The 25,739-nt window shown below is 49.6% G+C and carries 20 protein-coding genes and 2 pseudogenes; 10 read left to right on the top strand and 12 right to left on the bottom strand.

What is annotated here, in order from left to right:
• Nucleotides 1-3: 3 nt before the first annotated feature.
• The 3 genes from T500_RS0108635 to T500_RS0108645 are packed head-to-tail and all read right to left on the bottom strand — an operon-like array spanning nt 4 to nt 3,630.
• Complete coding sequence (locus T500_RS0108635; protein ID WP_028907785.1) at nt 4-1,464, bottom strand: ATP-binding cassette domain-containing protein; 1,461 nt, start codon at nt 1,462-1,464, stop codon at nt 4-6.
• The gene (locus tag T500_RS0108640; RefSeq protein ID WP_028907786.1) at nt 1,461-2,351 is read right to left on the bottom strand and encodes an HlyD family secretion protein; all 891 of its coding nucleotides are present in this window, start codon (nt 2,349-2,351) and stop codon (nt 1,461-1,463) included. Before T500_RS0108640 ends, T500_RS0108635 begins: the two co-directional genes overlap by 4 nt.
• Nucleotides 2,352-2,355: 4 nt before the next feature.
• On the bottom strand, nt 2,356-3,630 hold the full coding sequence (locus T500_RS0108645) for a TolC family protein (RefSeq protein ID WP_028907787.1): 1,275 nt from the start codon (nt 3,628-3,630) through the stop codon (nt 2,356-2,358).
• Between the two features lie 158 nt (nt 3,631-3,788).
• Here T500_RS0108645 and T500_RS0108650 point away from each other — a divergent pair, with 158 nt between their 5' ends.
• Together T500_RS0108650 and T500_RS0108660 are read left to right on the top strand one after the other, a co-directional pair.
• On the top strand, nt 3,789-4,697 hold the full coding sequence (locus T500_RS0108650; RefSeq protein WP_028907788.1) for a helix-turn-helix domain-containing protein: 909 nt from the start codon (nt 3,789-3,791) through the stop codon (nt 4,695-4,697).
• Between the two features lie 1,008 nt (nt 4,698-5,705).
• Nucleotides 5,706-6,233: a hypothetical protein gene (locus T500_RS0108660; RefSeq protein ID WP_028907789.1), complete on the top strand. Its 528-nt coding sequence runs from the start codon at nt 5,706-5,708 to the stop codon at nt 6,231-6,233.
• A 32-nt stretch (nt 6,234-6,265) separates the two neighbouring features.
• Here T500_RS0108660 and T500_RS15605 read toward each other — a convergent pair whose 3' ends face one another.
• Both T500_RS15605 and ettA read right to left on the bottom strand, forming a co-directional pair.
• Nucleotides 6,266-7,597, bottom strand: coding sequence for a uracil-xanthine permease family protein (locus tag T500_RS15605; protein ID WP_051611972.1), 1,332 nt, complete (start codon nt 7,595-7,597; stop codon nt 6,266-6,268).
• Between the two features lie 15 nt (nt 7,598-7,612).
• Nucleotides 7,613-9,310, bottom strand: coding sequence for an energy-dependent translational throttle protein EttA (gene ettA, locus T500_RS0108670; protein ID WP_028907790.1), 1,698 nt, complete (start codon nt 9,308-9,310; stop codon nt 7,613-7,615).
• A gap of 137 nt (nt 9,311-9,447) precedes the next feature.
• On the opposite strand from ettA, the gene T500_RS0108675 reads away from it, so the two are divergent.
• Complete coding sequence (locus tag T500_RS0108675; RefSeq protein ID WP_013065314.1) at nt 9,448-9,753, top strand: Dabb family protein; 306 nt, start codon at nt 9,448-9,450, stop codon at nt 9,751-9,753.
• Here T500_RS0108675 and T500_RS0108680 read toward each other — a convergent pair.
• Nucleotides 9,750-10,694: a D-2-hydroxyacid dehydrogenase gene (locus T500_RS0108680; protein ID WP_028907791.1), complete on the bottom strand. Its 945-nt coding sequence runs from the start codon at nt 10,692-10,694 to the stop codon at nt 9,750-9,752. The genes T500_RS0108675 and T500_RS0108680 overlap by 4 nt on opposite strands.
• Before the next feature lie 112 nt (nt 10,695-10,806).
• On the opposite strand from T500_RS0108680, the gene T500_RS0108685 reads away from it, so the two are divergent.
• On the top strand, nt 10,807-11,334 hold the full coding sequence (locus T500_RS0108685) for a DUF7010 family protein (RefSeq protein WP_028907792.1): 528 nt from the start codon (nt 10,807-10,809) through the stop codon (nt 11,332-11,334).
• A gap of 55 nt (nt 11,335-11,389) precedes the next feature.
• Here T500_RS0108685 and T500_RS0108690 read toward each other — a convergent pair whose 3' ends face one another.
• The 4 genes from T500_RS0108690 to pyk form a co-directional block, all read right to left on the bottom strand.
• A complete protein-coding gene (locus tag T500_RS0108690) occupies nt 11,390-12,406 on the bottom strand; it encodes a GGGtGRT protein (protein WP_013063070.1) in 1,017 nt (338 codons plus the stop codon).
• A gap of 15 nt (nt 12,407-12,421) precedes the next feature.
• On the bottom strand, nt 12,422-13,123 hold the full coding sequence (locus T500_RS0108695) for an iron-sulfur cluster assembly scaffold protein (RefSeq protein ID WP_013065322.1): 702 nt from the start codon (nt 13,121-13,123) through the stop codon (nt 12,422-12,424).
• 129 nt (nt 13,124-13,252) lie between these two features.
• Nucleotides 13,253-15,343, bottom strand: a complete 2,091-nt coding sequence (locus tag T500_RS0108700) for a M3 family metallopeptidase (protein WP_028907793.1) — start codon at nt 15,341-15,343, stop codon at nt 13,253-13,255.
• 22 nt (nt 15,344-15,365) lie between these two features.
• Entirely contained in the window at nt 15,366-16,811 is a 1,446-nt protein-coding gene (gene pyk / locus T500_RS0108705; protein WP_028907794.1) for a pyruvate kinase, read from the bottom strand.
• A gap of 193 nt (nt 16,812-17,004) precedes the next feature.
• On the opposite strand from pyk, the gene T500_RS0108710 reads away from it, so the two are divergent.
• The 5 genes from T500_RS0108710 (at nt 17,005) to T500_RS0108735 (ending at nt 22,764) form a co-directional block, all read left to right on the top strand.
• Nucleotides 17,005-17,280 (top strand): HU family DNA-binding protein, encoded by a 276-nt coding sequence (locus T500_RS0108710; RefSeq protein WP_028907795.1) that lies wholly within the window; start codon nt 17,005-17,007, stop codon nt 17,278-17,280.
• 253 nt (nt 17,281-17,533) lie between these two features.
• Nucleotides 17,534-19,108, top strand: a complete 1,575-nt coding sequence (locus tag T500_RS0108720) for a ribonuclease E/G (protein WP_028907796.1) — start codon at nt 17,534-17,536, stop codon at nt 19,106-19,108.
• A gap of 23 nt (nt 19,109-19,131) precedes the next feature.
• Entirely contained in the window at nt 19,132-20,316 is a 1,185-nt protein-coding gene (locus T500_RS0108725; protein ID WP_028907797.1) for a glycosyltransferase family 2 protein, read from the top strand.
• Between the two features lie 109 nt (nt 20,317-20,425).
• Nucleotides 20,426-21,655 carry an ATP-binding protein gene (locus T500_RS15610; RefSeq protein WP_196243493.1) on the top strand — a complete coding sequence of 410 codons (1,230 nt, stop codon included), beginning with the start codon at nt 20,426-20,428 and terminating at the stop codon, nt 21,653-21,655.
• Between the two features lie 35 nt (nt 21,656-21,690).
• The gene (locus tag T500_RS0108735) at nt 21,691-22,764 is read left to right on the top strand and encodes an endonuclease/exonuclease/phosphatase family protein (RefSeq protein WP_080694842.1); all 1,074 of its coding nucleotides are present in this window, start codon (nt 21,691-21,693) and stop codon (nt 22,762-22,764) included.
• A 38-nt stretch (nt 22,765-22,802) separates the two neighbouring features.
• Here T500_RS0108735 and T500_RS0108740 read toward each other — a convergent pair.
• Nucleotides 22,803-23,264, bottom strand: a pseudogene (locus T500_RS0108740) (hypothetical protein); the annotation flags it as partial.
• A gap of 126 nt (nt 23,265-23,390) precedes the next feature.
• Here T500_RS0108740 and T500_RS16415 point away from each other — a divergent pair.
• Nucleotides 23,391-24,056 (top strand): GIN domain-containing protein, encoded by a 666-nt coding sequence (locus T500_RS16415; protein ID WP_196243494.1) that lies wholly within the window; start codon nt 23,391-23,393, stop codon nt 24,054-24,056.
• 50 nt (nt 24,057-24,106) lie between these two features.
• Here T500_RS16415 and T500_RS0108750 read toward each other — a convergent pair.
• Nucleotides 24,107-25,738: pseudogene (locus tag T500_RS0108750) on the bottom strand (alpha-amylase family glycosyl hydrolase); the annotation flags it as partial.
• Between the last annotated feature and the right edge of the window lies 1 nt (nt 25,739).

Consider the following 25,739-nt stretch of genomic DNA (forward strand, 5'->3'; position numbering starts at 1 on the left):
CACTTAATCGCTTGAACGGGTGGCCTGACGGGCCAGATAGGTAAACACATGGTCCATATCAGGTTGGTGGAAACGCTGTTTCAGTTCGTCGGGTGTACCTAGTGCACTGATCTTGCCGTCCACCATGATTGAGATGCGGTCACAATACTCCGCCTCGTCCATATAATGGGTGGTCACAAAGACCGTGATGCCACGATGGGCTGCGTCGTAGATGAGCTTCCAGAACTGGCGGCGCGTAGCGGGATCAACACCACCCGTGGGTTCGTCGAGGAACACCACACCTGGGTCGTGGAATATCGAGACAGAGAAGGCCAGCTTCTGCTTCCAACCTAAGGGCAACGAACCCACCAAGTCATCGCGATGGTCTTCAAACTTCAACTGCCGCAGCACCTCGTCCATCTTACGCTTCACCTCGTCGGGTTTCATGCCGTAGATACCAGCAAAGAGACGAATATTCTCGGCAACAGTCAAGTCTTCGTAGAGCGAGAACCGCTGCGACATATAACCGATATGCTTCTTTATCTGCTCATATTCCGTGCGGATGTCAAAGCCTACCACCCTACCCGTTCCGCTGGTGGGCTGGTTCAGGCCTGTCAGCATGTGCATAGCCGTCGTCTTGCCGGCACCGTTGGCACCCAGGAATCCGAATATCTCGCCCCTCTTTACACTGAACGAGATGTCGTCAACTGCATGGAAATCGCCAAAGGCTTTAACCAGATGTTCTACTTCGATGACGTTATCTTCTTTCACTTCTGCAATCTTCTCGTGTTCAATGCCTGACGGATTGAAGATACTGGCAAACTGGGTGAGAATATCATCGGGAGTACCAATGCCGCGCACCTTACCCTGATCCAGAAAAGCGACACGCTCACAGCAGCGCACTTCATCAAGATAAGGCGTTGAAGCCAAGATAGTTATTCCCCGTTCCTTCAACAAGAGCAGCATCTCCCATAACTCCTTGCGGCTCACAGGATCGACACCCGTGGTGGGCTCGTCGAGGAAGAGTACACTCGGCTGGTGTACCAATGCACATGAGAGCGCCAGCTTCTGCTTCATACCTCCCGAGAGAGCCCCTGCCTTACGGTCTTTGAAGCGTTCTATCTGCGAGTAGATGGCTTTGATGGAGTCGTAGCCTTCGTCAACAGTGGTGCCGAAAAGCGTGGCAAAGAAGTTCAAGTTCTCCTCGATAGTGAGATCCTGATAGAGCGAGAACTTGCCTGGCATATACCCTACCCGACTACGTACCTCACGCATCTGCTTCACCACATCGTGGCCATCTACCGCCGCCGTACCAGCATCAGGCAGCAACAGCGAACAGAGGATGCGAAACATCGACGTCTTGCCGGCTCCATCGGGGCCTATCAGTCCGAAGACCTCACCCTGGCCGACAGAAAACGACACATCGCTGAGCGCCAGCACCTTGCCGTACGATTTACTGATGTTCTTTACCTCTATTGCGTTCATAGCTTCAGTTCGCCATACATACCAATCTTCACGAAACCGTCGTTTTTAATAGCCACCTTGACAGCATACACCAGGTCGGCACGTTCGTCATCAGTAAGGATAGTTTTGGGTGTAAACTCCGAACGAGACGATATCCAACTGATGGTGCCTGCATACTCTTTGCGTTGACCATCACCGTAGTCGGCAAACACCTTTACCTGTTGACCAATCTTGATGTTCTGCAACTGGGCAGAAGTGACGTAGGCACGCAGGTGCATTGACTCAGTATCGGCTATCTTAAACAACGGTTTACCCACACTCACAAATTCACCACGCTCCACATATTTCTCGAGCACAGTACCCTTTGTGGGAGTCATGATGTGACACTTTCGTAACATATCCTGCAACTGTGCCTTCTGCACATCGGCAGCAGCCGTCTGCTTGTCGAGGGCTTGCGTGCTGGTGTTCAGCGATGATATCAGCGCATCCAGTTGCTTCTGCAGCACCTTCACCTGACTCGTGGCATCGTCGAGCATCTTCGAGGGAGCTGCCCCGTCAGCCACCAACTCACGGTAGCGCTGCTCGTCTTGCTGAGCCTTAGCCAACTGCTGGCGCGTAGCTGCTATCTGGCGTTCCATATCGGGCTTCTGACTCTGATAAACCGCCTTCGTAGCATCCGTCTGCTGGATCTTCAGCCACGTCTGTGTGGTATCAATGAGTCCCACCTCTCGGGCTGCCTCCATCTTGTCGCCCTCGTTCACATCAAACGACAGCAATGCCCCACTCTGTTCGGCAAACACGGTCGTCTCGGTAGCCTCGAACGTACCCGTTGCATCGTATTCTTTCTCGTTGTTTCCGCAGGCTGTCATCATCAGCGCCACACCTGCCAATACATATATCTTTTTCATATGCTTAATTATTTGTCGTGTATTTGTTGTCGTATATCTCTTTCAGCATCTCTATCTCGTGCATGGATTGTTGCACACAAGCCGCATTCTCCTGATTAATCTCGCGCACTAAGTCGTTCACGTCGATGATGCCATGTGCCAGCTTCGATTCTGCCGCCTTTCTCACAGCCTGTCGCAGCGAGATAATCTCCCCGTCGTGAGCCATCAGTTTCTGGTAGCGCTCTATATTCTCGTTCTGCTGAATCTGTTCCAAGTTATTATTGAAGAGGAACACCTCGCGACTGCTCTCCGTCATATCACGCTGCAACTGCAGTTTGGCCTTGTCGTTCTTGCGGGTATAGAGGGCACCGATAGTCCATGTCACCCTTGCACCGACGAGGCCATTCAGGCTCCATTTGTGGCGCATCATGTCTTCGAACATATTCAGCCCCGGATAACCATAGAAGCCCTGTGCAAACACACCCACCTTCGGCATCAGTGCTGCGTTGAGTGCCTTCTCCTGAGCATTCAGCACACTGATCTGTGCATCAAGCACCTTCAGTTCTGGTCTCTGGTTTCCTGTCGCCAGATTTCTGCCATCAGACTTCACTTGTGGCTTCTGTATGTTGTTGATCTCGATACCACAAAAAGTGCTCAGCATGCGTTGTAGCATCTGTTTCTGCGATACCAGCTCAGTGCCCTTCTGCACCGCATTCAGTCTCTCTGCCTTCACACTCTGCAGGTCGCTTTCGGCTGCTGTTCCGCGCTTGGTCATCGACTCCAGTTTGCGTTCGTTGCCTGCCAACAATGTCTGCAGGTCAGTGTTCAACTTGATTTGTTCGTCAATCAGCAACAGCCCGAAATACATCTCATTCACACGCTTGCGAACATTATAAATATTGACTTCGTTCTGTGCCGCCTGCACCTTGCCCTGTTCACGGGCTATACGCTTCTGACTGCCTATGACACCACCGTCGTAGATAGTCTGCTGCACATCGATACCCACTCGGTACTGATCCTTCGTCAGTCCTCTCATGTCGATGCTCATACCGCTCATCATCGCTTTCATCTCACTGGGCCACGCCGTCACATCACTCTGATACGTGGCCTGTGCCTGAGCCGACACTTGCGGTAGCCACCCCTTCTGGATGTTGGCAACCGTCAACTGGGTGGTCTTCTCGATGAGACCATACTGCTGTATCAACGGGTAATTCTTCTCAGCAGCCTGCTGACAATCGTCCAATGTCTGTCCCTGGGCCAGCATCGGCAACATTGTCAAACTTAAAACTAATTTCTTCATATTTTTATTGTCATTGAATTCTGGGTGCAAAAGTACGATATTAATTTCATCTGGCCGTTATCTGCAGGAATGCAAAAATGTTCTTTTTGTTCGATTTATACATAAACAGAGCATTATTTCGCGGAAAATGATTATCTTTGCCAACAAAAAAGGGACGTATGATAAATAAACAACCGCAACTCATGGACGTCACACGAATGCGTGACATCCTGATACCACACCTCTCGCAAATTCGCGAGCATATATTCATGAATAGTGAACTGGCAATGGTTCGCGGCGACAGCACGGTGTTCAGTCTGCTGATGCGTCAAAAGCCACCTTTCACTATCAATGATCACCGTTTGGGCATCATCATGAACGGCGAGGCTGAAATTACCATCAACCTGCAAGACCGCCACCTCACGAGTGGCACACTCGTCTATATCGGTCCTGGCACCATCATCCACCCCCAACGGCTTTCCTCAGACCTCCGCATCTTCGGAATGGGACTTTTTTCAAACTTCCCCATGCCTTTTGCACAGGGACAGATGCCGTCGGTCTTCAACGGTCAGGTGCGCGACTTCCAGTTGTCCGCCAACGAAGAGGATATCGCTACCGCCACACATATTATGGACGCCATCTGGCAAACGGTTCATGCCACGGACGACTATCATCGTCCCACCGTCACAGCACTCGTAGCTGCCCAGATGCACCACTACGACCAGCTGTTCCATCGGCAGACTGACCAGCTGGCCAGCAGTCGTTCACGCGAACAGACCATCTTCGACCGCTTCCTCCAACTGGTCACCCAGCATTGTGCTGAACAACACCAGATAGGCTACTATGCCGAGCGTATGTGCCTCACTGAGCGCTACCTGACCACTGTCATCCGTCAAACCAGCGGCACCACCGCCAAGGACTGGATAGACCGTGCCCTCATCACCCGCATTAAAATAGAACTGCGACACACAGACAAGCCGGCAGCGCAGATAGCCGATGAGATGCACTTTGCAAATCCCTCGTTCTTCTCAAAATACTTCCGTCGCATTACAGGCATGACACCTGGGGAGTATAAATCTATCAGTTGAGTAAATTTTGTATTGAAAAGCAAGTGTGACTCGCTTCGCCCAGAAAAGGCATAAATGAAGAAGTCGGAATAAGAACAATCCAGTAACAGATATATCTGCGTTAAAAAGTGTAAACGTGCAAAGAACTGAAAAATCGATTTTGCAGATGTTTGCATTTTCTTTTTTTGACGGCAGCTTCATTTGCAGATTTTTGTATATTTTACGTCCCTCCTCCGTCCCTCGGAGTCACTTTAGACACCCTAGAACAAAGGCATTTACATTGATTATCAGCCATTTATATTTGCAGATAGTAACTTCTGCGTCGGAAAGTAGATTCTGCGTGGGCAAGTAACCTCATCATTAATTTTGGACATTTTTTTCTACCCTATTTCTACCTTCTAGAAAGTTTTTATTTTCAAAAAACAACCCAAAATCGAAGCCAAAAGCATTAAAAACGGCCATAAAACACAATTTTTCACAATAATCATCGACCCAGTTCCTACTCAATTTAGCCCTTGTGGACTCATTTTATTAATGTCACACTAAGGTGACTAAAATTATTATGAGTACCTTGAAAGAGGACTCGCGGGGAATCTCAGCAATTGAGTTCCTCGTTCTTGTCAAGTGTTGACAATATTTTTTACTCGCGGATGGGGCGGTTTTGGGGATTTCGTAGCAAGGTCGTTGGTAGGGGCAAGCAAGGGGGAAGCGAGGGGGAAGGAAGGGACAGGGCTTTTGTAATAAAAACGGAATTATACTGAAAAACTTGACATCTTGACGAACCTGGTTGAAAAGAGATAATATGAAATATACTTTGACAGACAGGCTGATGAAGCCTTTTTTCGCAGCAAGAAAAATGCAATTTCTTTAGAATTATATTCAGTCAAGAAAAAAAACATTTGCAAGGATGCAACTCTTTGAAATAAAAGTTGTACCTTTGCAACTGACAAAAGCGATGGTATATCTGATTATCAGCAAGTTGAGTTTTCTGTGCGGACAAATAGGATATTTGAAAAAGGAAAAATAACAATGGATAATTTTGAAGAACATTTAAAGAAAGACCTGCACCAGTTTTTGCAGAGTATCAACGAAGTAGATGAACGTATGCCCGAATGCCCCGACGTAGAGGATAAGTGGGAAGAGTTGGCTAAGGCTTATATCCCCGACGGCATCCGCGAGTTTCAGGCTTTCCCATCAGCCTCGCTCGGCTGGATGATGTATATCGGCATGGCCGTTGCCAAGATGTGGGATACCGAATGGGAGATTTACGCGAAGGTTGAAGACCTGTATGCCTATATGCGCGACAAGCGCGGCTACGATGCGATGGACGAATACATCCGCGAAAAAGTATTGCTGTTGCAGGGCGATGATTATACCGCATTGGAGAAGGTTACGGGCGAATGTGCCTCACGCGTGTATAACGCCCTGATGCACCAGCGACTCGAACCAGGTACCAAGGAGGCATTCAACGGTTACATTGCCTGCTTACATCAGCTATACCTGATGGGAGCCGCTATGCAATTAAAGCGCATGGGGTATCACATGACAAAGATGTGATACCCCATGTTGCTTGCCTAAGCAAGACTTACTTATTGTTTCTTTTCTTTACCGTGAACGCTCTTAATCTTCATGCCTAACTTACCAGGCAGAATAGCGTTAAGACCTACACCTACGATTGCAGAGAGGGCTAAGCCTGAGAAGTGGATAGGGCCGAAGCTTACGTTATCGTCGGCACCGTACTTAACACCGATAGCGATAACCAGAATCAAAGCAGCCACAAACACATTACGCGAAGAATTGAAATCTACGCAATCCTCTACCAGGTTGCGAACACCCACAGCCGAAATCATACCATAAAGAATAAGGCTTACACCACCGATAGTAGCGGCTGGCATCAAGCCAATCAAGCAAGCGAACTTAGGACAGAACGACAGCAGGATGGCAAAGATAGCTGCCAGACGAATCACAGCGGGGTCGAACACCTTAGTAAGATTCAGCACACCGGTATTCTCGCCGTAAGTGGTATTAGCAGGCGCGCCAAACAGCGATGCAAAAGCAGTAGCCAGTCCGTCGCCCATCAGCGTACGGTGCAAACCGGGCTCCTTCAGGAAGTCCTTACCTACAGTTGATGAGATAGCACACATATCACCGATGTGCTCCATGATGGTAGCGATGGCGATAGGCATGATGGCAATAATGGTAGAAACCAGGAACGAGGTATCCATATTATCCCATACAGCCAGCGCAGTCTGCTCCTTGTTGAAAGGCAAACCAATCCAGTCGGCCTCACCCAGCGAAGTAAAATCAACCTCACCCATCGCAACGGCAACGCTATAGCTCACTACCACACCCAGCAGGATAGGGATAATCTTGATGATGCCCTTACCACACACGCTGGCAATAATCACCGTTGCCAAAGCCACGATAGCCAAAGTCCAGTTGGTAGTACAGTTCTGGATAGCGCTACCCGAGAGCACCAGACCGATGGCGATAATCATCGGGCCTGTTACCAGAGGTGGGAAGAAATGCAGAATCTTCTCGAGACCGAACGTCTTGATAAGTCCAGCCATCACGAAGTAGCACAAGCCAGCAAAGAATACGCCGATACAGGCATAATCCAAAGCCAGCGTCTCGCTCATGCCCTGCTCTACGCCCAGTGCCTTTACCGATATATATCCGCCCAGGAAGGCGAACGATGAGCCGAGGAAAGCAGGCACCTTAAACTTGCTGACAGCATGGAACACCAATGTGCCGATACCTGCAAACAGCAGGGTTGATGACACAGAAAGACCAGTTAACACGGGTACCAACACGGTGGCACCAAACATGGCAAACAAATGCTGGACACCCAAAATGGTAAATTTTGGCATGCCCAGTTCTCTGGCATCGAAGATGCCCTCTTTTTCTACAATCTGATTCATTTTATTTTTTAAGTTTTACTCTTCCATCAACTTACGATAACGGGCGCGTTTGGGCTCTTCCAAACCTAAGCGCTGGGCCTTGTTGCTCTCGTACTCGCTGTAGTTTCCCTCGAAATAGAACACGTTTCCTTCTCCCTCGAAAGCGAGAATGTGTGTACAGATACGATCGAGGAACCAACGGTCGTGACTGATGATAACAGCACAACCGGCAAAGGCCTCCAGACCTTCCTCGAGTGCGCGCAGGGTGTTTACGTCGATATCGTTGGTAGGCTCATCGAGCAACAGCACGTTGCCTTCCTGCTTCAGGGCGATAGCCAAATGCAGACGGTTACGCTCACCACCTGAGAGCACGCCACATTTCTTTTCCTGATCAGCACCGCTGAAGTTAAAGCGACTCAGGTAAGCACGCACGTTTACATCCTTACCGCCCATACGGATAGTCTCGTTACCCTGACTCACCACCTCGTAAACCGATTTGGTGGGGTCGATATCCTTATGCTGCTGATCTACATAACTCAGCTTTACGGTCTCTCCTACGGCAAACGAACCGGCATCGGGCTTATCCAAGCCCATAATCAGACGGAACAAAGTTGTTTTACCTGCACCGTTAGGACCAATCACACCCACAATACCGTTTGGTGGCAAGTTGAAGTTCAGGTCGGTAAACAGCGTCTTCTCGGGGAACGACTTGGCTACATGCTCGGCCTCGATGACCTTATTACCCAAGCGAGGTCCGTTAGGAATGAAAATCTCCAGTTTCTCTTCCTTCTGTTTCTGCTCCTCGTTCAGCATCATCTCGTACGAGTTCAGACGGGCCTTACCCTTAGCGTGACGGGCCTTGGGCGCCATACGTACCCACTCCAACTCACGCTCCAGAGTCTTACGACGCTTCGAAGCCGATTTCTCTTCCTGTGCCAAACGCTGACTCTTCTGCTCCAGCCAGCTTGAGTAGTTACCCTTCCAGGGGATACCCTCACCGCGATCCAGTTCCAGAATCCACTCAGCCACATCGTCCAGGAAGTAACGGTCGTGCGTTACGGCAATCACCGTACCCTCGTATTGCTGCAGGTGCTGCTCCAGCCAGTCGATACTCTCAGCATCCAAATGGTTGGTAGGCTCATCGAGCAGCAACACATCGGGCTTCTGCAGCAACAAGCGGCACAAAGCCACACGGCGGCGCTCACCACCCGAGAGGTTCTTCACGCTCCAATCACCAGGAGGACAGTTCAACGCTGCCATCGCGCGATCAAGCTTCGAGTCCATGTTCCAGGCATCGGTAGCGTCGATGATATCCTGCAGTTCTGCCTGTCGCTGCATCAGCTTATCCATCTTGTCGACATCCTCGTAATATTCTGGTAATCCGAACTTTACGTTTATCTCATCGTATTCGGCCAGCGCATCGTACACGTGCTGCACGCCTTCCATCACGTTCTCCTTCACCGTTTTCTCCTCGTTCAGCGGTGGTTCCTGTGGCAGATATCCCACGCTGTAGCCGGGGCTCCACACCACATTACCCTGATACTGCTGATCCAGTCCGGCGATAATCTTCATCAACGTAGATTTACCGGCACCATTCAAACCGATGATACCGATCTTAGCGCCATAGAAAAAGCTCAGGTAGATGTTTTTGAGTACTTGTTTCTGATTTTGCTGGATAGTTTTGCTCACGCCAACCATCGAGAAAATCACTTTCTTGTCGTCAACTGTTGCCATATTGATTTATTGATTTTTGTTATTTGGCGCAAATTTACTAAAAATCCTTGAATTGTGCTTTGTTTTCGCCAAATTTCTTTGCCAAACAGATTATTTTGCCTATTTTTGCACCTAACAAACATTAAATACTTAAGGTTATGGTAAAGCATATTATTCTTTGGACATTGAATCCAGAACTCAGTGAAGAGGAGAAGCAGACCGTTAAGGCAGGAATCAAGGCTGGTCTTGAGGGATTAGTAGGTAAAGTACCCGGACTACTTGATGTTAAGGTTCATATCGATGGCCGTCTGGCTTCATCAAATGCCGACGTGATGCTCGACAGCACGCTCGAAAGCGAAGAAGCGCTGAAGGGCTATGCCGTTCACCCCGAGCATGTAGCCGTAGCCAACGGTAAGGTTCGTCCTTACACCGTTCAGCGCTCCTGCCTCGATTTCGAGATTTAAATCACGTTCTGTGGTTTTCCGCTTATAAAGCAACGTACATTTTCGGTTGCTACCTGTATCAGTCGCACTCTTGCTTCGGTGCTTGCCCAAGCAATGTGCGGCGTGATATAAGCGTTGGGCTGCTTCTGCAGTTTATTATCGGCAGCAGGTGGTTCAACTGTCATCACATCGGCGCAGAAGGCACCCAGTCGTCCTTCAGCCAATGCCTCAGCCACAGCATCGTCATCAATCAGCGGTCCACGACCGGTATTTATCAGGATAGCCGATGACTTCATCTTCTTAAGGCTCTCTTTATTAATAAGGTGACGCGTGCTATCGGTAAGCGGACAGTGCAGCGATAGCACATCGGTGGTAGCCAGCAGCTCATCCATCCCCACTTTCTCGATACCGGCAGGCAGTACCTCTTTACTGCTAAAGGCCTTTACCTTCATGCCGAAGGCCAGCGCAATCTGGGCCACACGCATACCGATATTTCCCAAGCCTACAATGCCGAATGTCTTTCCGGCCAGCTCTGTGAGCGGAGCATCCCAATAACAGAAGTCCTTACTCCTACTCCACTTGCCCTCACGGTTCTGCTGGGCATAATGCTCTGTGCGGTTAGTCACCGTCAGCAGGTGCGAGAACACCATCTGTGCCACGCTCTCGGTGCTGTAAGCGGGCACGTTGGTTACCACAATGCCGCGCTCGTGCGCTGCCTCGATATCCACCACGTTGTAGCCCGTTGCCAGCACGCCGATATACTTCAGCTGGGGCAACTGTGCGATTACCTCGCGTGTCATCAGCACCTTGTTGGTTAACACCACGTCGGCCTCGGCCGCACGCACTACTGTCTCCTGGGGCGCTGTACGTTCATACACCGTTACATCGCCCAACTTCTCCAGCTCGTTCCACGACAAATCGCCAGGATTAGCTGTATACCCGTCAAGAATTACTATTTTCATTGTTGTGTTAGAATTTGGTGCAAAGATACATTTTTTATTTTAAATATGTACGTGAATTCAAATAAAGTTGTATCTTTGCACGAAATTAAGTAACAATTAAATAAAAATCGTCATGGAACTTAACGAACTTATTAAAGACTGCTCATGCAGACAGAAAAAAGGACTACACTTTATCTTGGCATCAATCGTGATATGGCTGCTGATACTGGGTGTTCATTTAACCAACCTGCCAATAGAGCAGAAGGACATTTTTACATTCTGCTGTTCGGCCGTATTATTCCCTTTGGCATGGATGCTGTCAAAAGCCCTGAAGATTGATTTTGAAGGGAAGGGCAATCCACTCACCAAGGCAGGCATTCTGTTCAGCGTTAACCAGATGCTCTACATTCTGATTGCCATGTGGACACTTGCTGCTGTGCCCCAGAAAATGCTGATGGTCTATGCCATGATTTTCGGCGCACACCTGATGCCGTTTTCTTGGCTCTACCAGTCGAAAAGCTACCTGGTATTCTCTATTGTCGTGCCCATCCTGTCGCTTATCGTCGGACTGCTTTATCCGCCTTATGTGTTGGCTGCTATCATGGTTATCATCGAAGCGGTGTTCTCCTTGTGTTTGTATATGGAATGTAAAAGGTTATAAAAAAATAAGCCCCGCCGATTGGCGAGGCTTTTTTTATAATATCGCTCTGCGAAAATTACTTTTTGTTCAGGGCGAGGTCGATAGCAACTGCTACAGAAACAGTAGCACCTACCATTGGGTTGTTACCCATACCCAGGAATCCCATCATCTCAACGTGAGCAGGAACAGAAGAAGAACCTGCGAACTGAGCGTCAGAGTGCATACGACCCATGGTGTCGGTCATACCGTAAGAAGCAGGACCAGCAGCCATGTTATCTGGGTGCAGAGTACGACCGGTACCACCACCAGAAGCTACTGAGAAGTAAGGCTTACCAGCGAGTACGCGCTCCTTCTTGTAAGTACCAGCTACTGGGTGCTGGAAACGTGTTGGGTTTGTAGAGTTACCAGTGATAGATACATCTACGTTCTCCTTCCACAGGATAGCAACACCCTCACGTACGTCGTCAGCGCCATAGCACTTAACCTTCAGACGGCTAGGATTGTTACCGTAAGGAACCTCCTTAACCACGTTCAGATCACCAGTGAAGTAATCGAACTTAGTCTGTACGTATGTGAAACCGTTGATACGGCTGATGATCTGAGCAGCGTCCTTACCAAGACCGTTCAGGATAACGCGCAGAGGATTCTTACGAACCTTGTTAGCCATCTCAGCAATCTTGATAGCACCCTCAGCAGCAGCGAAACTCTCGTGACCAGCGAGGAATGCGAAGCACTCAGTCTCCTCGCGGAGCAGACGAGCGGCGAGGTTACCGTGACCGATACCTACCTTACGATCGTCAGCTACTGATCCGGGGATACAGAAGCTCTGCAGACCGATACCGATAGCCTCAGCAGCCTCGGCAGCTGTCTTAACACCCTTCTTGATGGCGATAGCAGCACCACAAACATATGCCCATTTAGCGTTCTCGAAGCAGATCAGCTGTGTGTCCTCACACATCTGATATGGGTCGATACCAGCCTTTTCACAAATCTCATTGGCCTCCTCGATAGAGTTGATGCCATTCTCCTTCAGAGCAGCAAGAACCTGGTTGATACGGCGCTCCTGACTCTCAAACTGTACTTTTCTAATCATTGTCGTATCCTCCTATTATTCTTTACGTGGATCAATAGCCTTAACTGCACCCTGCTCCTCGGTTGTACGACCGTAAGAACCAGTGAACTTCTTCATAGCCTCGTTGGCGTCCATACCGTTCTTGATGGCCTCCATCATCTTGCCGAGGTGTACATACTCGTAACCGCAAACCTCGTTGTTAGCATCGAGGTACTGCTTTGTGATGTAACCCTCAGTGAGCTCGAGGTAACGTGTACCCTTAGCAACGGTGCCATAAAGTGTACCAGTCTGTGAACGAAGACCCTTACCCAGGTCCTCAAGACCAGCGCCGATAGCCAGACCGCCCTCAGAGAAAGCACTCTGTGTACGTCCGTAAACAATCTGCAGGAAGAGCTCGCGCATAGCGGTGTTGATAGCATCGCAAACGAGGTCGGTGTTCAGAGCCTCGAGGATGGTCTTACCAGGCAGAATCTCAGAAGCCATAGCAGCTGAGTGAGTCATACCAGTACATCCGATGGTCTCAACAAGAGCCTCCTGGATTACACCGTCCTTAACGTTCAGGCTCAGCTTGCAGGCACCCTGCTGAGGTGCGCACCAGCCAATACCGTGGGTGTAACCAGAAATTTCCTTGATTTCCTTTACTGCTACCCATTTGCCCTCCTCGGGGATAGGTGCAGGTCCATGGTAAGCGCCCTTACAAACGCTACACATGTTCTCCACTTCTTTTGAATAAATCATTGATAATAAAACATTTAAATGTTAAACAACTTAATATATCCTTCGTTTTGACCTACAAAATTACTCCAATTATTTGATATTACCATTTTTAGGGTCTATCATTTAGGAATTATTAACCAACCAGCAGGTTTACAGACCTCTATACTTCAGGAAACCAGAAGCGTCGGGGTTCTTCATGCCGGTAAAGTCGGTAAACATCTCCATCTGGTCCTTGGTGTTACCGCGACTCAGCACCTTCTGACGGAAGGCATCGCCAGTCTCGGGTTTCAAGGCGCCCAGTTTCTCAAAGGTATCGGCCACGTTGCAGGCCAGCACCTCAGTCCACAGATAGCTGTAGTAGCCGGCAGCATAGCCCCCACCCCAAACGTGATTGAAGTAAGATGTGCTGTAGCGTGGTGGAATCTGGGTATCGTAAAGACCGATCTTCTTCAGCGCGTCGATTTCGAACTGCGCAGCGTCGTCGGCTGTAGGTATCTCGTTTGATGAAAGATGGTGCCAAGCCAGATCCAGACAAGTAGCAGCCAGGTTCTCGCCCAAGGCGTAGGCTGTCTGAAAGTTAATGCTCTTCAGCATCTTCTCCTTCAGGTCGGCAGGCATAGGCTCACCGGTAACAGTGTGCTTTGCGTAGTGGTCGAAGATCTCAGGAATCGAGGCGAAGCTCTCGTTGAACTGCGATGGCATCTCCACAAAGTCGCGAGCCACAGCGGTACCGCTCAGAGTGTTGTAGTAACAGTTAGAGAGCATACCGTGCAGGGCGTGACCGAACTCATGGAACAGCGTTGTTACCTCGTCCCAGGTAATCAGCGTGGGCTGACCCTCGGGTGCCTTGGCATAATTGGTCACATTATATATAATAGGCAACTGCTGGCGCAGACCGCTCTGCTTAGCAAAAGCGCTCATCCAGGCACCACCGCGCTTTGTTGGACGACGATAGGGATCGCTGTAGAACAAAGCCAGCATCTTGCCGTTCTTATCGCGTACCTCAAACACCTTCATGTCGGGGTGATAAGTAGGCACATCCTTACGCTGTACGAAGTTCAGACCGTAAACACGATGAGCGGCGTAGAACACACCGTTCACAATCACGCTGTCGATATTAAAGTAGGGCTTTACCTCGTCGTCGCTCAGACTCAGCATCTCCTGCTTCATCTTAGCCGAATAGTAGAAACGGTCGTAAGGCTGAAGCTTGAAGTTGGGGCCCATCTCCTTGCGGGCGTACTCCTCGATGGCCTTGGTCTCGGCCTGGGCCTTTGGTGTGTACTCAGCAATCAGCTGCTTCAGGAAGTTGTACACATTGTCAGAGTTTTTAGCCATCGTGCGCTCCAGCGAGTACGAGGCGTAGTTCTTATAACCCATCAGCTCAGCCTTCTCGGCGCGCAGCTTGGCAATCTCCACAACCAAAGGGAAGGTATTGTACTGATCTGATCCGTCGGCACGATGACGTGAAGCCTCGAACACACGGCGACGCAGATCGCGGTTAGCCAGACTGCTCAGGATAGCCTGCTGGGTGGTGTTTACAATCACGATAGCGTAAGGAGCCTTACCACCAAGGTTCTCGGCATCCTTCTTGCACTGGGCGATATCAGCATCGCTCAAGCCGTTCAGCTCGTCCTTGCTGTACACCCAAACCACAGCGTTGTTGGTAGCAGCGGGCAGCATGTCGCCCCACTGCTGCTGCAGCTCCGAGATACGCATGTTAATCTGCATCATGCGCTCCATCTTGGCATCGTCCAGCAGCGCACCCGAACGTACAAAGTCCTTATAAACCACCTCGGTCAGGCGCTTGTCCTCACCCTTCAGGTTCTTGTACTCGTTGTCGTAAACATATTTCACGCGCTTAAACAAAGCCTTGTTGAACGAGATCTCGTTCTCCAGCTCAGTCAGCAGCGGTGTTGACTTCTTTTCGGCCTCGGCAATGGCGGGCGTCTTATGTGCGCTGGCCAGCCCCTCGGCTACGTTCAGCCATTTGTCCAACTCCAGTCCGCTCTTCTCCAACGCCAGAATGGTGTTCTTGAAGGTAGGCTTCTGCTTGTTGCTTACAATCTTGTTGATCTCCTGTCGCTTCAGCTTGACAGCCTTCTCGATAGCAGGCAGGTAATCGGTTTCTTTAATCTTGCTGAAATCGGGCGCGCCCTTAGGCAGTCCGTCAGCGGCAAAGGTGGGCAGCATCACAGCTGCGATACTCATCGTCATGAGCGTTCTCTTAAAATCCATATTCATTAATGCTAGTTTAAAGTAAAGTCTATTTATTTGAGTGTGGCAGGTGGAACTTATACTGATTAGTCATCACCTCCTTCACGGTGTTAATCTCCAGGAACTTGGTACCGCCGCCCTCGCCTACGTTTCCGCTCAGGTAGGCAATCTTATCAGCATCCTGTACGTAACCCTTCTGGCGCAGCATGCGTACAGCCGCATGGAACAGCACCTCGTTGTCGATGTGCTCCTTCTGGAATACAGGGATAACACCGTATGAAAGATTCAGCAGACGCTGCAGTTTATCATTGTAGCAGATAGCCAGCACGGGGTTAGGTCCACGGAAGGCAGCCAGGTTACGAGCGGTGTCGCCCGAGCTAGCATCGGTGATGATACCCTTTACACCCAGTTTTTCGGTAGCCTCGATAGCCGAGTGCGCCATAAACTCGCGGATGTCGCAGTTGGCCGACAGGGGCACCTCGATGTCGTTCTCGCGCATCTTGTCCTTCTCAGCCTGTTCGGCGATAGCGGCCATGGTGCGAACGGCCTCTACAGGATATTTTCCGCTGGCAGTCTCGCCCGAAAGCATCAGTGCATCGGTGCGATAGTAGATAGCATTAGCAATATCAGTAACCTCAGCGCGTGTGGGACGTGGGTTATTAATCATGGTGTGCAGCATCTGTGTAGCAACGATTACGGGCTTCTTAGCGCGTACGCACTTGCGGATAATCTGTCGCTGGATACCAGGAATACGCTCGATGGGCACCTCGATACCCAGGTCGCCACGGGCAATCATGATACCGTACGAAGCCTCGATAATCTCGTCGATATTGTCCACACCCTCCTGATTCTCGATCTTCGAGATAATCTTGATGTCGCTGTTGTAGGCATCCAGGATAGCCTGCACGGCACGCACATCGGCAGCCGAGCGCACAAAGCTGTGAGCAATAAAGTCGATGTCCTGGTCGATGGCCAGTTTGATGTTCTTGCGGTCCTTCTCGGTCAGCGTAGGCAGTGCGATGTGAACACCAGGTACGTTCACGCTCTTGTGCGAACCCAGCACACCGTCGTTCAGTACCTGAGCGATCACAGCTGGACCGTTGATACCGATCACCTGCATGTCGAGTGCACCGTCGTCGAACAGGATATGACAACCCTCGTGTACGTCGGCAGCAAAGTCGGCATACGACAGGTTAATGATGTCGTGCGTGGTATCCATTTCCGGGCGACCGAAAATCTTCACCACATCACCTGTTTTATAGGGGATGGGCTCAGCGCATCCGGTGGTACGCACCTCCGGACCCTTGGTATCGATCAAGATACCAATGTGGTGGCTCACGCTACGCACATTATTAATAATGTTTTTAATACCCTGTTCATCGGCATGCGCCGTGTTCATTCTCACTACATTCATGCCTGCCTCGAAGAGACTGCGGATGAAATCCTGATCACATCTTCTGTCACTAATGCTAGCTACAATTTTTGTCTGCTTCATGTTATTTTTCCTTCATTTTGTGGTGCAAAGATACAAAAAAACGGCCAAAAAGTGGTGATTTTTGTGATTTTTTGAAAAAAAAACGAGAAATATTTTCGTAATCGGCTGAAAATTAGTAACTTTGCAGTCCGAAATCGAAGAATTTCGAGTTTACACATTATTAATATATAAAGAGAAAAGAAACAGATAAGAAATGACAAAGGCAGAAATCATCAACAGAATTGCTGAAGAGACCGGCCTGGCTAAGAAAGATGTAGCCATCTCAGTAGAGGCATTCATGGAGTGCATCCGCGAGAGTCTCGCTGATGAGAAGGAGAATGTATATCTGCGTGGCTTCGGTACTTTCGTAGTTAAGCGTCGTGCTCAGAAGACCGCCCGCAACATCTCTAAGAATACCACATTGGTAATCGAGGCTCACGACTATCCAGCCTTCAAGCCTTCGAAGAGCTTTATTGAAAAAATGAAGTAATTAACATTATAAATTTAAGTATTATGCCAAACGGAAAGAAAAAGAAGGGCCACAAGATGGCTACTCACAAGCGTAAGAAGCGCCTGCGCAAGAATCGTCATAAGAGCAAGTAAATCTTGATCCTCTGTGACCAATAGTAAAGAAATGAAAGGAGTGTGTCTTGCTAATCCCCAAGGATAGCGGCACACCCTTTTTAGTGCAAACGAGACATTCCCTCAAGAAGAAAAACGGAAAACAATTAAGGAGAAAGACAATGACAAGTGAAGTTATCATTGATGTTCAGCCAAAGGACATAAGCATTGCCCTGCTCGAGGATAAGCAGCTGGTAGAATACCAGCAGGAGCAGCGCACCGCATCGTTCTCGGTGGGCAACATTTATGTGGCAAAGGTCAAGAAACTGATGCCAGGACTTAACGCTTGTTTCGTTGATGTCGGAGCCGAACGTGTTGCATTCCTGCATTATCTTGATCTGGGAACTCAATTTAACTCTTACGAGAAATATCTGAAACAGGTAGTGAGCGACCGCAAGAAGCTCTACCCTATCCAGAAAGCCCACATCCAGCCAGAACTTAAAAAGGATGGCAGCATTGCCAACACCTTGAAGGTTGGTCAGGAAATACTGGTACAAATTGTAAAGGAACCTATTAACACCAAGGGTCCACGCCTCACCTGCGAGTTGAGTTTTGCTGGCCGTTATCTGGTGCTCATTCCTTTCGAGGACGGTGTTTCTGTTTCGACCAAAATCAAGAAGGGCGAAGAACGTAGCCGACTGAAACAGCTTATTCAGAGCATCAAGCCAAAGAATTTCGGTGTTATTGTACGTACAGTAGCCGAGGGAAAGCGCGCAGCTGAACTTGATGCCGAGCTGAAGATCCTGTTGAAGCGTTGGGAAGACGTGATTAGCAAAGTACAGAAGACTACAGAGCGACCACAACTCTGCTTCGAGGAGGAAAGCAGGGCCGTAGCACTGTTGCGCGATCTCTTCAATCCCACTTACGACGGCATCCATGTAAACGACAGCGGCATCTACGACGAAATCAAGAACTATCTGGGACTCATCGCACCCGAAAAGAAGGAAATCGTGAAGCTCTATAACGGCACGGTACCCATTTTCGACAATTTCGATGTAACCAAGCAACTCAAGTCGGGCTTTGGAAAAACGGTAAACTACAAACATGGTGCTTATCTGATTATCGAACACACAGAGGCCATGCATGTAGTGGATGTTAACAGCGGTACGCGAATCAAGAAAGAGAACAACCAGGAGGCCAACGCCCTCGAAACCAACCTCGGAGCTGCCGATGAGCTGGCACGCCAGCTGCGACTCCGCGATATGGGTGGTATCATCATTGTCGACTTTATCGACATGAAGTTACCCGAGGACCGCCAGCTGCTCTACGAGCGCATGTGTAAGAACATGCAGAAGGATAGAGCCAAGCACAATATCCTGCCCCTTTCTAAGTTCGGCCTTATGCAGATTACCCGTCAGCGCGTTCGCCCTGCTATGAATGTGAACGTCGAGGAAACCTGCCCCACTTGTTTCGGTAAAGGCACTATCAAGTCGAGCATCCTGTTCACTGATACCCTCGAGAGTAAGATTGACACCCTAGTAAATAAGATAGGTATGCGCAAGTTCTATCTGCATGTTCACCCCTACGTTGCCGCCTACATTAACCAAGGCCTGTTCAGCCTCAAGATGAAGTGGCAAATGAAGTACGGACTGGGCATACGGGTCATCCCCTCGCAGAAGCTGGCGTTCCTTCAGTACGAGTTCTATGATGCCGACAAGCAATTCATAGACATGAAGGAAGAAATCGAAACAAAGTAATAAAACTCTTATATCGAAAATCTATGCTCACACTAAAAATCCTATTCTGGGCCATGTTGCTCATAGTATTCTACACCTATTTAGGTTATGGAATTCTATTATACATCATCCTCAGGCTAAAACGGCTTTTTGCGGGCGCTCCCCGCAAGGCCGTCGTGCCTGCCGATGAACAGCTGCCCACCATCACCCTGCTTATTTGTGCTTATAACGAAGAAGAAGTGGTGGCCGAGAAGATGACCAACACCCTGGCTATCGATTACCCCCGCGAAAAGTTCCGTATCATGTGGGTAACAGATGGTAGCACCGACGGCACCAACGAACTGCTCAAGGCCTACCCCGAGGTTGATATCGTGTTCAGCCCCGAGCGCCGCGGTAAGTCGGCAGCCCTCAAGCACGGCTTGCAGGCACTGAAGACCCGCTATGTGGCCTTTACCGATGCCAATACCATGATTAACCCAGGCGCCATGAAGGAGATTGCCCGTCTGTTTACCGACCCCACCGTGGGCTGCGTATCGGGCGAGAAACGTGTAGCCGCCCGCAAGGAGGGTCAGATGGCCGCCGAGGGCGAAGGACTTTACTGGCGTTACGAGAGCACCTTGAAACGTTGGGACAGCGAACTCTTCTCGGCCATGGGCGCCGCAGGCGAGCTTTACGCCATGGATCCCCAGCTGGTACGCGAGGTGCCTGATAATGCACTGTTAGACGATTTCATGATGTCGATGTACGTCGTACAGGACGGCAAGCGCATCGCCTACACCCCCGACGCTTACGCTCAGGAATACGGCTCTGCCAACATTTTTGAAGAGAGCAAGCGCAAGCGCCGTATCGCTGCCGGCGGACTTCAAAGCATCTGGTGGTTGCGCAGCTTGCTCAACCCCATCAAATACCCACTGGTAAGCTTCCAGTACATCAGTCACCGCGTGCTCCGTTGGAGCATTACTCCAATTGCGATGGTTATCTTACTGGGTATCAGCGTGTTGCTTTCCATAATGCGCGCAGGTTTATTCTATGATTTGATGTTAGCGGCTCAGATTCTGTTCTATCTGGGCGCCTTTGCCGGCTGGGTTTTGGCCCGTCACGGCGTTAAGAACAAGCTGCTTTACACCGCCTACTACTTTGTGTTTATGAACCTCAATGTTTTTCGCGGAATGGCCTACCTCCGCAGCCATAATCACAGTGGTGCGTGGGAAAAAGCAAAAAGAAGTTGAAATTTTTGTTATTTTCTTGCATTTTTCTTTTGTGTTTACAAAAAAAGCATTACCTTTGTAGCCAAATAGTGATTTTTGACGACAAATGGAATATAGCGAGAAGGAATTAATGCTTCAGAAGTACGCCGAGGCCAACCGCAAATTATCCCTTGCGCAAGAACAGCTGGCCATCGCTACACAGAAGCTGAAAGAATACGAAGAAAAGGCCCAAAAGGCAGAAAAAGCAAGCAAGATGAAGTCGCTTTTTCTGGCCAATATGAGCCACGAAATCCGTACCCCCTTGAATGCCATCGAGGGCTTTTCTCGCGTCTTGGTCGAGACCGATTCACAGGACGACCGCATGAAGTTCTTCGAAATCATTGAAAGCAACAACAACCGTTTGATGAGCCTGGTAAACGAGATTCTCGACCTGTCACGTGTAGAGTCGGGCGAGATCGTGATGAAGAAGTCGAGCACCGACCTCAACCAGCTCTGTGACAGTATCAAGAATCTGTTTAAGTTCCGTTGCCCCGAGACGGTAAAGCTCAGTTGGAAGAAGCCCAATATGGCCGTTACCTTCAATACTGACGCCAACCGTATCACACAGGTATTCTCAAACCTTATCAGCAACGCCTTGAAACATACTTCGGCCGGCAGCATCACCTATGGTTACCGCATGCTCGACGAAGGCTCAAACATCGAATTTTTTGTGCAAGACACCGGTACGGGTATTGCCCCCGAGGATCTTCAGCATATCTTTAACACCTACGTTTCTCGCGATGCCGAGACCAACAACAACGGCTACGGCCTTGGTTTGGCTCTGTGTAAGATTATTGTTGAGAAGCTGGGCGGTAAGATCTATGTTGAGTCGAAGCTTGGCGAGGGTTCGTTGTTCCATTTTGTGCTGCCCTTCGAGGGTACCATTGGCGGCCTAGCACCAGCCCGCAACACCACCACCTCGAACGTTCGCACCATCCGTGTAAGCGGTCGCCCCGACGATAAGAACAAGAAGACCATCCTGGTAGCCGAGGACGAGGACAGCAACTACGAACTGGTAAAAATTGTGCTCCACAAGCGTTACCGCCTTATTCGTGCCCATAACGGTATCGAGGCTGTAACCATGAACGAGGAAGAGCGCCCCGATCTGATACTCATGGATATTCGTATGCCCGAGATGAACGGTCTTGATGCAACCCGCATCATTAAGGAGATCGACTCCGACACCCCCGTTATCGCTCTGAGCGCCTATGCTTTCGAGGAGAACATCCGCGATGCCAAGGATGCTGGCTGCGATGAGTTCATGGCCAAGCCATTCAAGGTCGAGAACCTGATCGAGATGGTTGGCAAGTACCTCGACTAAGCATAACTACACATATTTTTTTATTATCACACATTATGGGAAAATTAGCTGTACAAAAGTACTTTTCATTCTCCATTCTTATTTTCACCGTACTCGTCATGATATTCACCATCGTAGGTCTCTACGGCGGTGACGTTCAGCCTGCAGGTAATACCGCCCGCGCCATGCTGGTGTATGCCCTGCCCGTGCTGATAGCAGTCAATGTGGTGCTGTTTCTTTATTGGGTTATCATGCGCCGTTTTCACTGGGCCTTTATCCCCCTCATCGCCATTATCTGCTGCATTCCCTACTCGGGCACCATCTATCAGTTCAGTTCGCCCGATGAGCATGCCGACAGCAAGCCCGGTATCAAGATTGCTTCTTACAACGTAGCCATGTTCGGTCGTGAGACCTCAGGCTTTATTGCCCAGGATATTCTGAGCGAGATGAAGAAGCAGAAGGTTGATGTGGCCTGTTTCCAGGAGTATAACGACCAGAGCGGCGACAAGAAGAACAGCGACTCGTATAAGGATTACTTCCCCTATATGGCCCAGGGCGAGAGCGATATGGTTATCTATAGTCGCTACCCCATCATCAAGTCGAAGAACATGAACTTCGAGATGACCAACAACAGCGCCATGTGGGCCGAGATAAACTACAAGGGTACCATTGTCCGCGTGTATAACGCCCACTTGGAAACCACCGGTATCAACACCACCCTGCACAAGGCCGGCAAGCTGATGAATCAGGGAATGGATATCGAGAGTAACGCCCTGATACGTGCCTTCTACGGCAACTATACCTTAGGTATGATTGCCCGTTCGGGCCAGGCTAATGTGCTGGCAATGGACATGCGCGATTGCGAGCGCCCCATCATCGTCTGCGGCGACTTCAACGATGTGCCCTACTCTTACGTTTACAACACCATGCTGGGCGATAAGGTCGACGGCTTTAAGGAGTGCGGCAGCGGCTTTATGTACACCTTCCGCGGTGGTAACAAAAAGGTGCGCATCGACTATATTTTCCACGACAAGACCTTCTTAGGTCTGTCGTATTACAAGCGCGAGTTGAGTTATTCCGACCACAACCCCGTGTTCTCAAAGATTCAGATTCCTCAGAGTCAGCAATAATATCACATAAAGAATCCCGCCGGTTGAGCGGGATTTTTTTATTGTACAATCTTAAACCTTACGCGGAACGAGCGTTCCTGTTCGTCCCAGTTGGTACCCAGCAGTTCAAAGCGCCCTATCTGACTGGTGCTCCTCACGTGCTTACCAATACAGGGACACACATCGTAATCACCTATGCGCACCAGACGGATAGTCTCCGATGCGTCGTCGGGCAGTCGGTCAAGCGTTACATCATCGGGTATCGTGTCGCGGGTCACAAACTCAAACGTCACAGGCAAGTCCTGTGCTATCAGGTCGTTCATGCGCTCCTCAATCTCACGTTCTTCGGCGCGCGACGGTTTCTGGACCAGATGGAAACTCATCTTACTCTTCTTACGCTCCACATGCGCATTATACGATCGTCCGCAGTCAAACATCCTGATCATCGTCTGGTTCAGCAGATGCTCGGCTGTATGGGCTGGTGGAAACTCCTCCTTGTTGTGCTCGTTTAATACAAAATCGGCCATATCTTTAAAATTATGGCACAAAAATACGAATTTTAACTAAAAAAAGCAAGTTTCCTGCAACTTTTTCCTACCTTTGTGCGTCAAAAGAATAAAATAAAACAATTAAATAAATAAATGAATATGAAAAAGGTATTATTTTTGATGGTATGTGCTTTGTCGCTCACATCGTGTAAGTTAGATTTGGGTATCAACAAGGTAACCCCCAGCGACAACATCGTAACCAAGACCTATAAGGTTGATACTTTCGAGGAAGTAAACATGAGTTGCGTGGGCCACGTAGAGATCGTGCAGAACGTGAAAAAGAGCGGCACCATCGAGCTCACTGCTCCCGACAATTATATTGAATACTACAAGTTCGAAAGTGCCAACGATGCACTGAACATTAAGTTCACACAGAAAAATCTCAATCTGAACACACAAGAGGTAAAAATCAAGGTTTATACTGCCGACCTTACCAAGGTTACCAATAGCGGTGCCTCTAACATTAAGATGGACAGTCTGGATACCGATAAATTAGAGATTACCAATAGTGGTGTTGGTGAGATTGCAGTCAGCGGTATTGCCGACGATGTTGAGCTGCGCAATAGCGGTGTTGGCAGTATCGAGGCTGGCAACCTAAAGGCACTGAACGTAACAGCCAGCGTATCAGGTGTGGGCAGCATCAAGTGTTATGCTTCCGAAAGCATCGAAGGCCGCGTGTCGGGTGTAGGCTCATTAGAGTACGGCGGCCATCCCAAGAAGAAGGATACCCACCGCTCCGGCGTCGGCAGCATCAGTGAAATCTAATTTTTAGGCACGGATTACATGTAATCCGTGCCTAATAAATTTTACGCGCGGAATTTTAGGATAACAGCTCCATTGCTTGGTACTTCAACCTGAACAGCTTCGTCGCGCTTAAAGTGCAGGCGCGATTTAGTGTCGGTAAGCAAATCCGTTACCTGCGCATTTTTCTCGCTCAAGCCCAAGTAGTCGAAGGCGTGGGCGGGAATATTTACGTTTAAGGTGGTAGCCTGGTCGGCAAAGTTGGCAATCACCAGGATAGCCTCGGTGCCGTGTTTGCGTAAGAAGGCATACTGACGCTGCAGATGGCCGTTGGCATACATCAGGTCGAACATCTCGCCCTGCGTGATGGCCTTCTCCTGTTGTGCCAGCGTCATCACCTTGCGATACATATCGTAGATGTACTTTTCGCGAATGGTGTATTTGCGGTTAGCTGCACGCACCATGGTGTCCACGCTCCAGTAATCAAAGATGGTGGTTCGTCCGTCACAGCCGCTAAAGCCCTCCTTATCCATACCACGCTCGCCATACTCCTGTCCGAAGTAAATCATCAGCGGGTTCTGCTGCAGCAAGGCCGATACCACTAAGCCCGGAATACCCTTGCGACCGTCGCCGGCAAAGAAGTCGCTGGCCACGCGCTGCTCATCGTGATTCTCCAGGAAGTACAGCATGTGCTGCTTGATATCATCCGTCTGCTGCCAGGCACCCGTGATAGCATGGGCACTCTGCTGGTTGCAGATAACGCTGCGCACCGTATCGTACATGCCCACCTTGTCGTACAGGTAGTCGAAGCCTGCACCCAGATAGTTGCGATATTCGCCAGGATTATACACCTCGCCGATAAACACGCACTCAGGATAGCGGTACTTCACCTTATCCGTGGCCCAATGCCAGAAGGCAGCAGGCACCATCTCGGCCATGTCGCAACGGAAACCGTCAACGCCCTTAGCCGCCCAGAACAGCAAAATCTCGGTCATCTTATCCCACGTGTTGGGGATAGGATTAAAGTGGCCCACGCCGCCGGCATAATAATCCACGCCGTAGTTCAGCTTCACCGTCTCGTACCAGTCGTTCATGCCTGGGGCGTTGTGGAAACAGTCGTTACCCGTAGCCTTGGCAGGCTCCTCGTAATACTCCTCGGTCTCGCCGTGATACAGGTCGAAGTAAGGATGGAAGCGCTGTCCGGGACAATAATAGAAATTGTTCTGCGGGTCGAATCCGTTCTGTGGGTTATCCTCCTCGCCCAGATCCTTCACCCCTTGGGGCTTGCAGATAGAGTGATACTGTCGGGCCACATGGTTGGGCACAAAGTCGATAATCACCTTCAGGCCGGCCTTGTGTGTACGCTCTACCAGCGCCTCAAACTCCTGCATGCGCTGCTCTACGTTCTCGGCCAGATCAGGGTCGATATCATAGTAGTCGGTAATGGCGTAAGGCGAGCCAGCCTTACCCTTCACCACCGCAGCGTGCTGCTTGGGAATGCCGTACTGGGTGTAATCGGTTTGCGATGCATGTCGGATAACACCTGTGTACCAAATATGGCTCACGCCCATCTCCTTGATAGCTTTCAAGGATTTGGGCGTGAAGTCGTTCAGTTTTCCGCAACCGTTCTCGGCGATCGTGCCATCTTCCATTCGGTTGGTGCAGCGATTGCCATAAAGCCGCGTAAAAACCTGATAAATTATCATC

This window comes from Xylanibacter ruminicola Ga6B6, from assembly GCF_000687715.1.
Taxonomy (GTDB): domain Bacteria; phylum Bacteroidota; class Bacteroidia; order Bacteroidales; family Bacteroidaceae; genus Prevotella; species Prevotella ruminicola_B.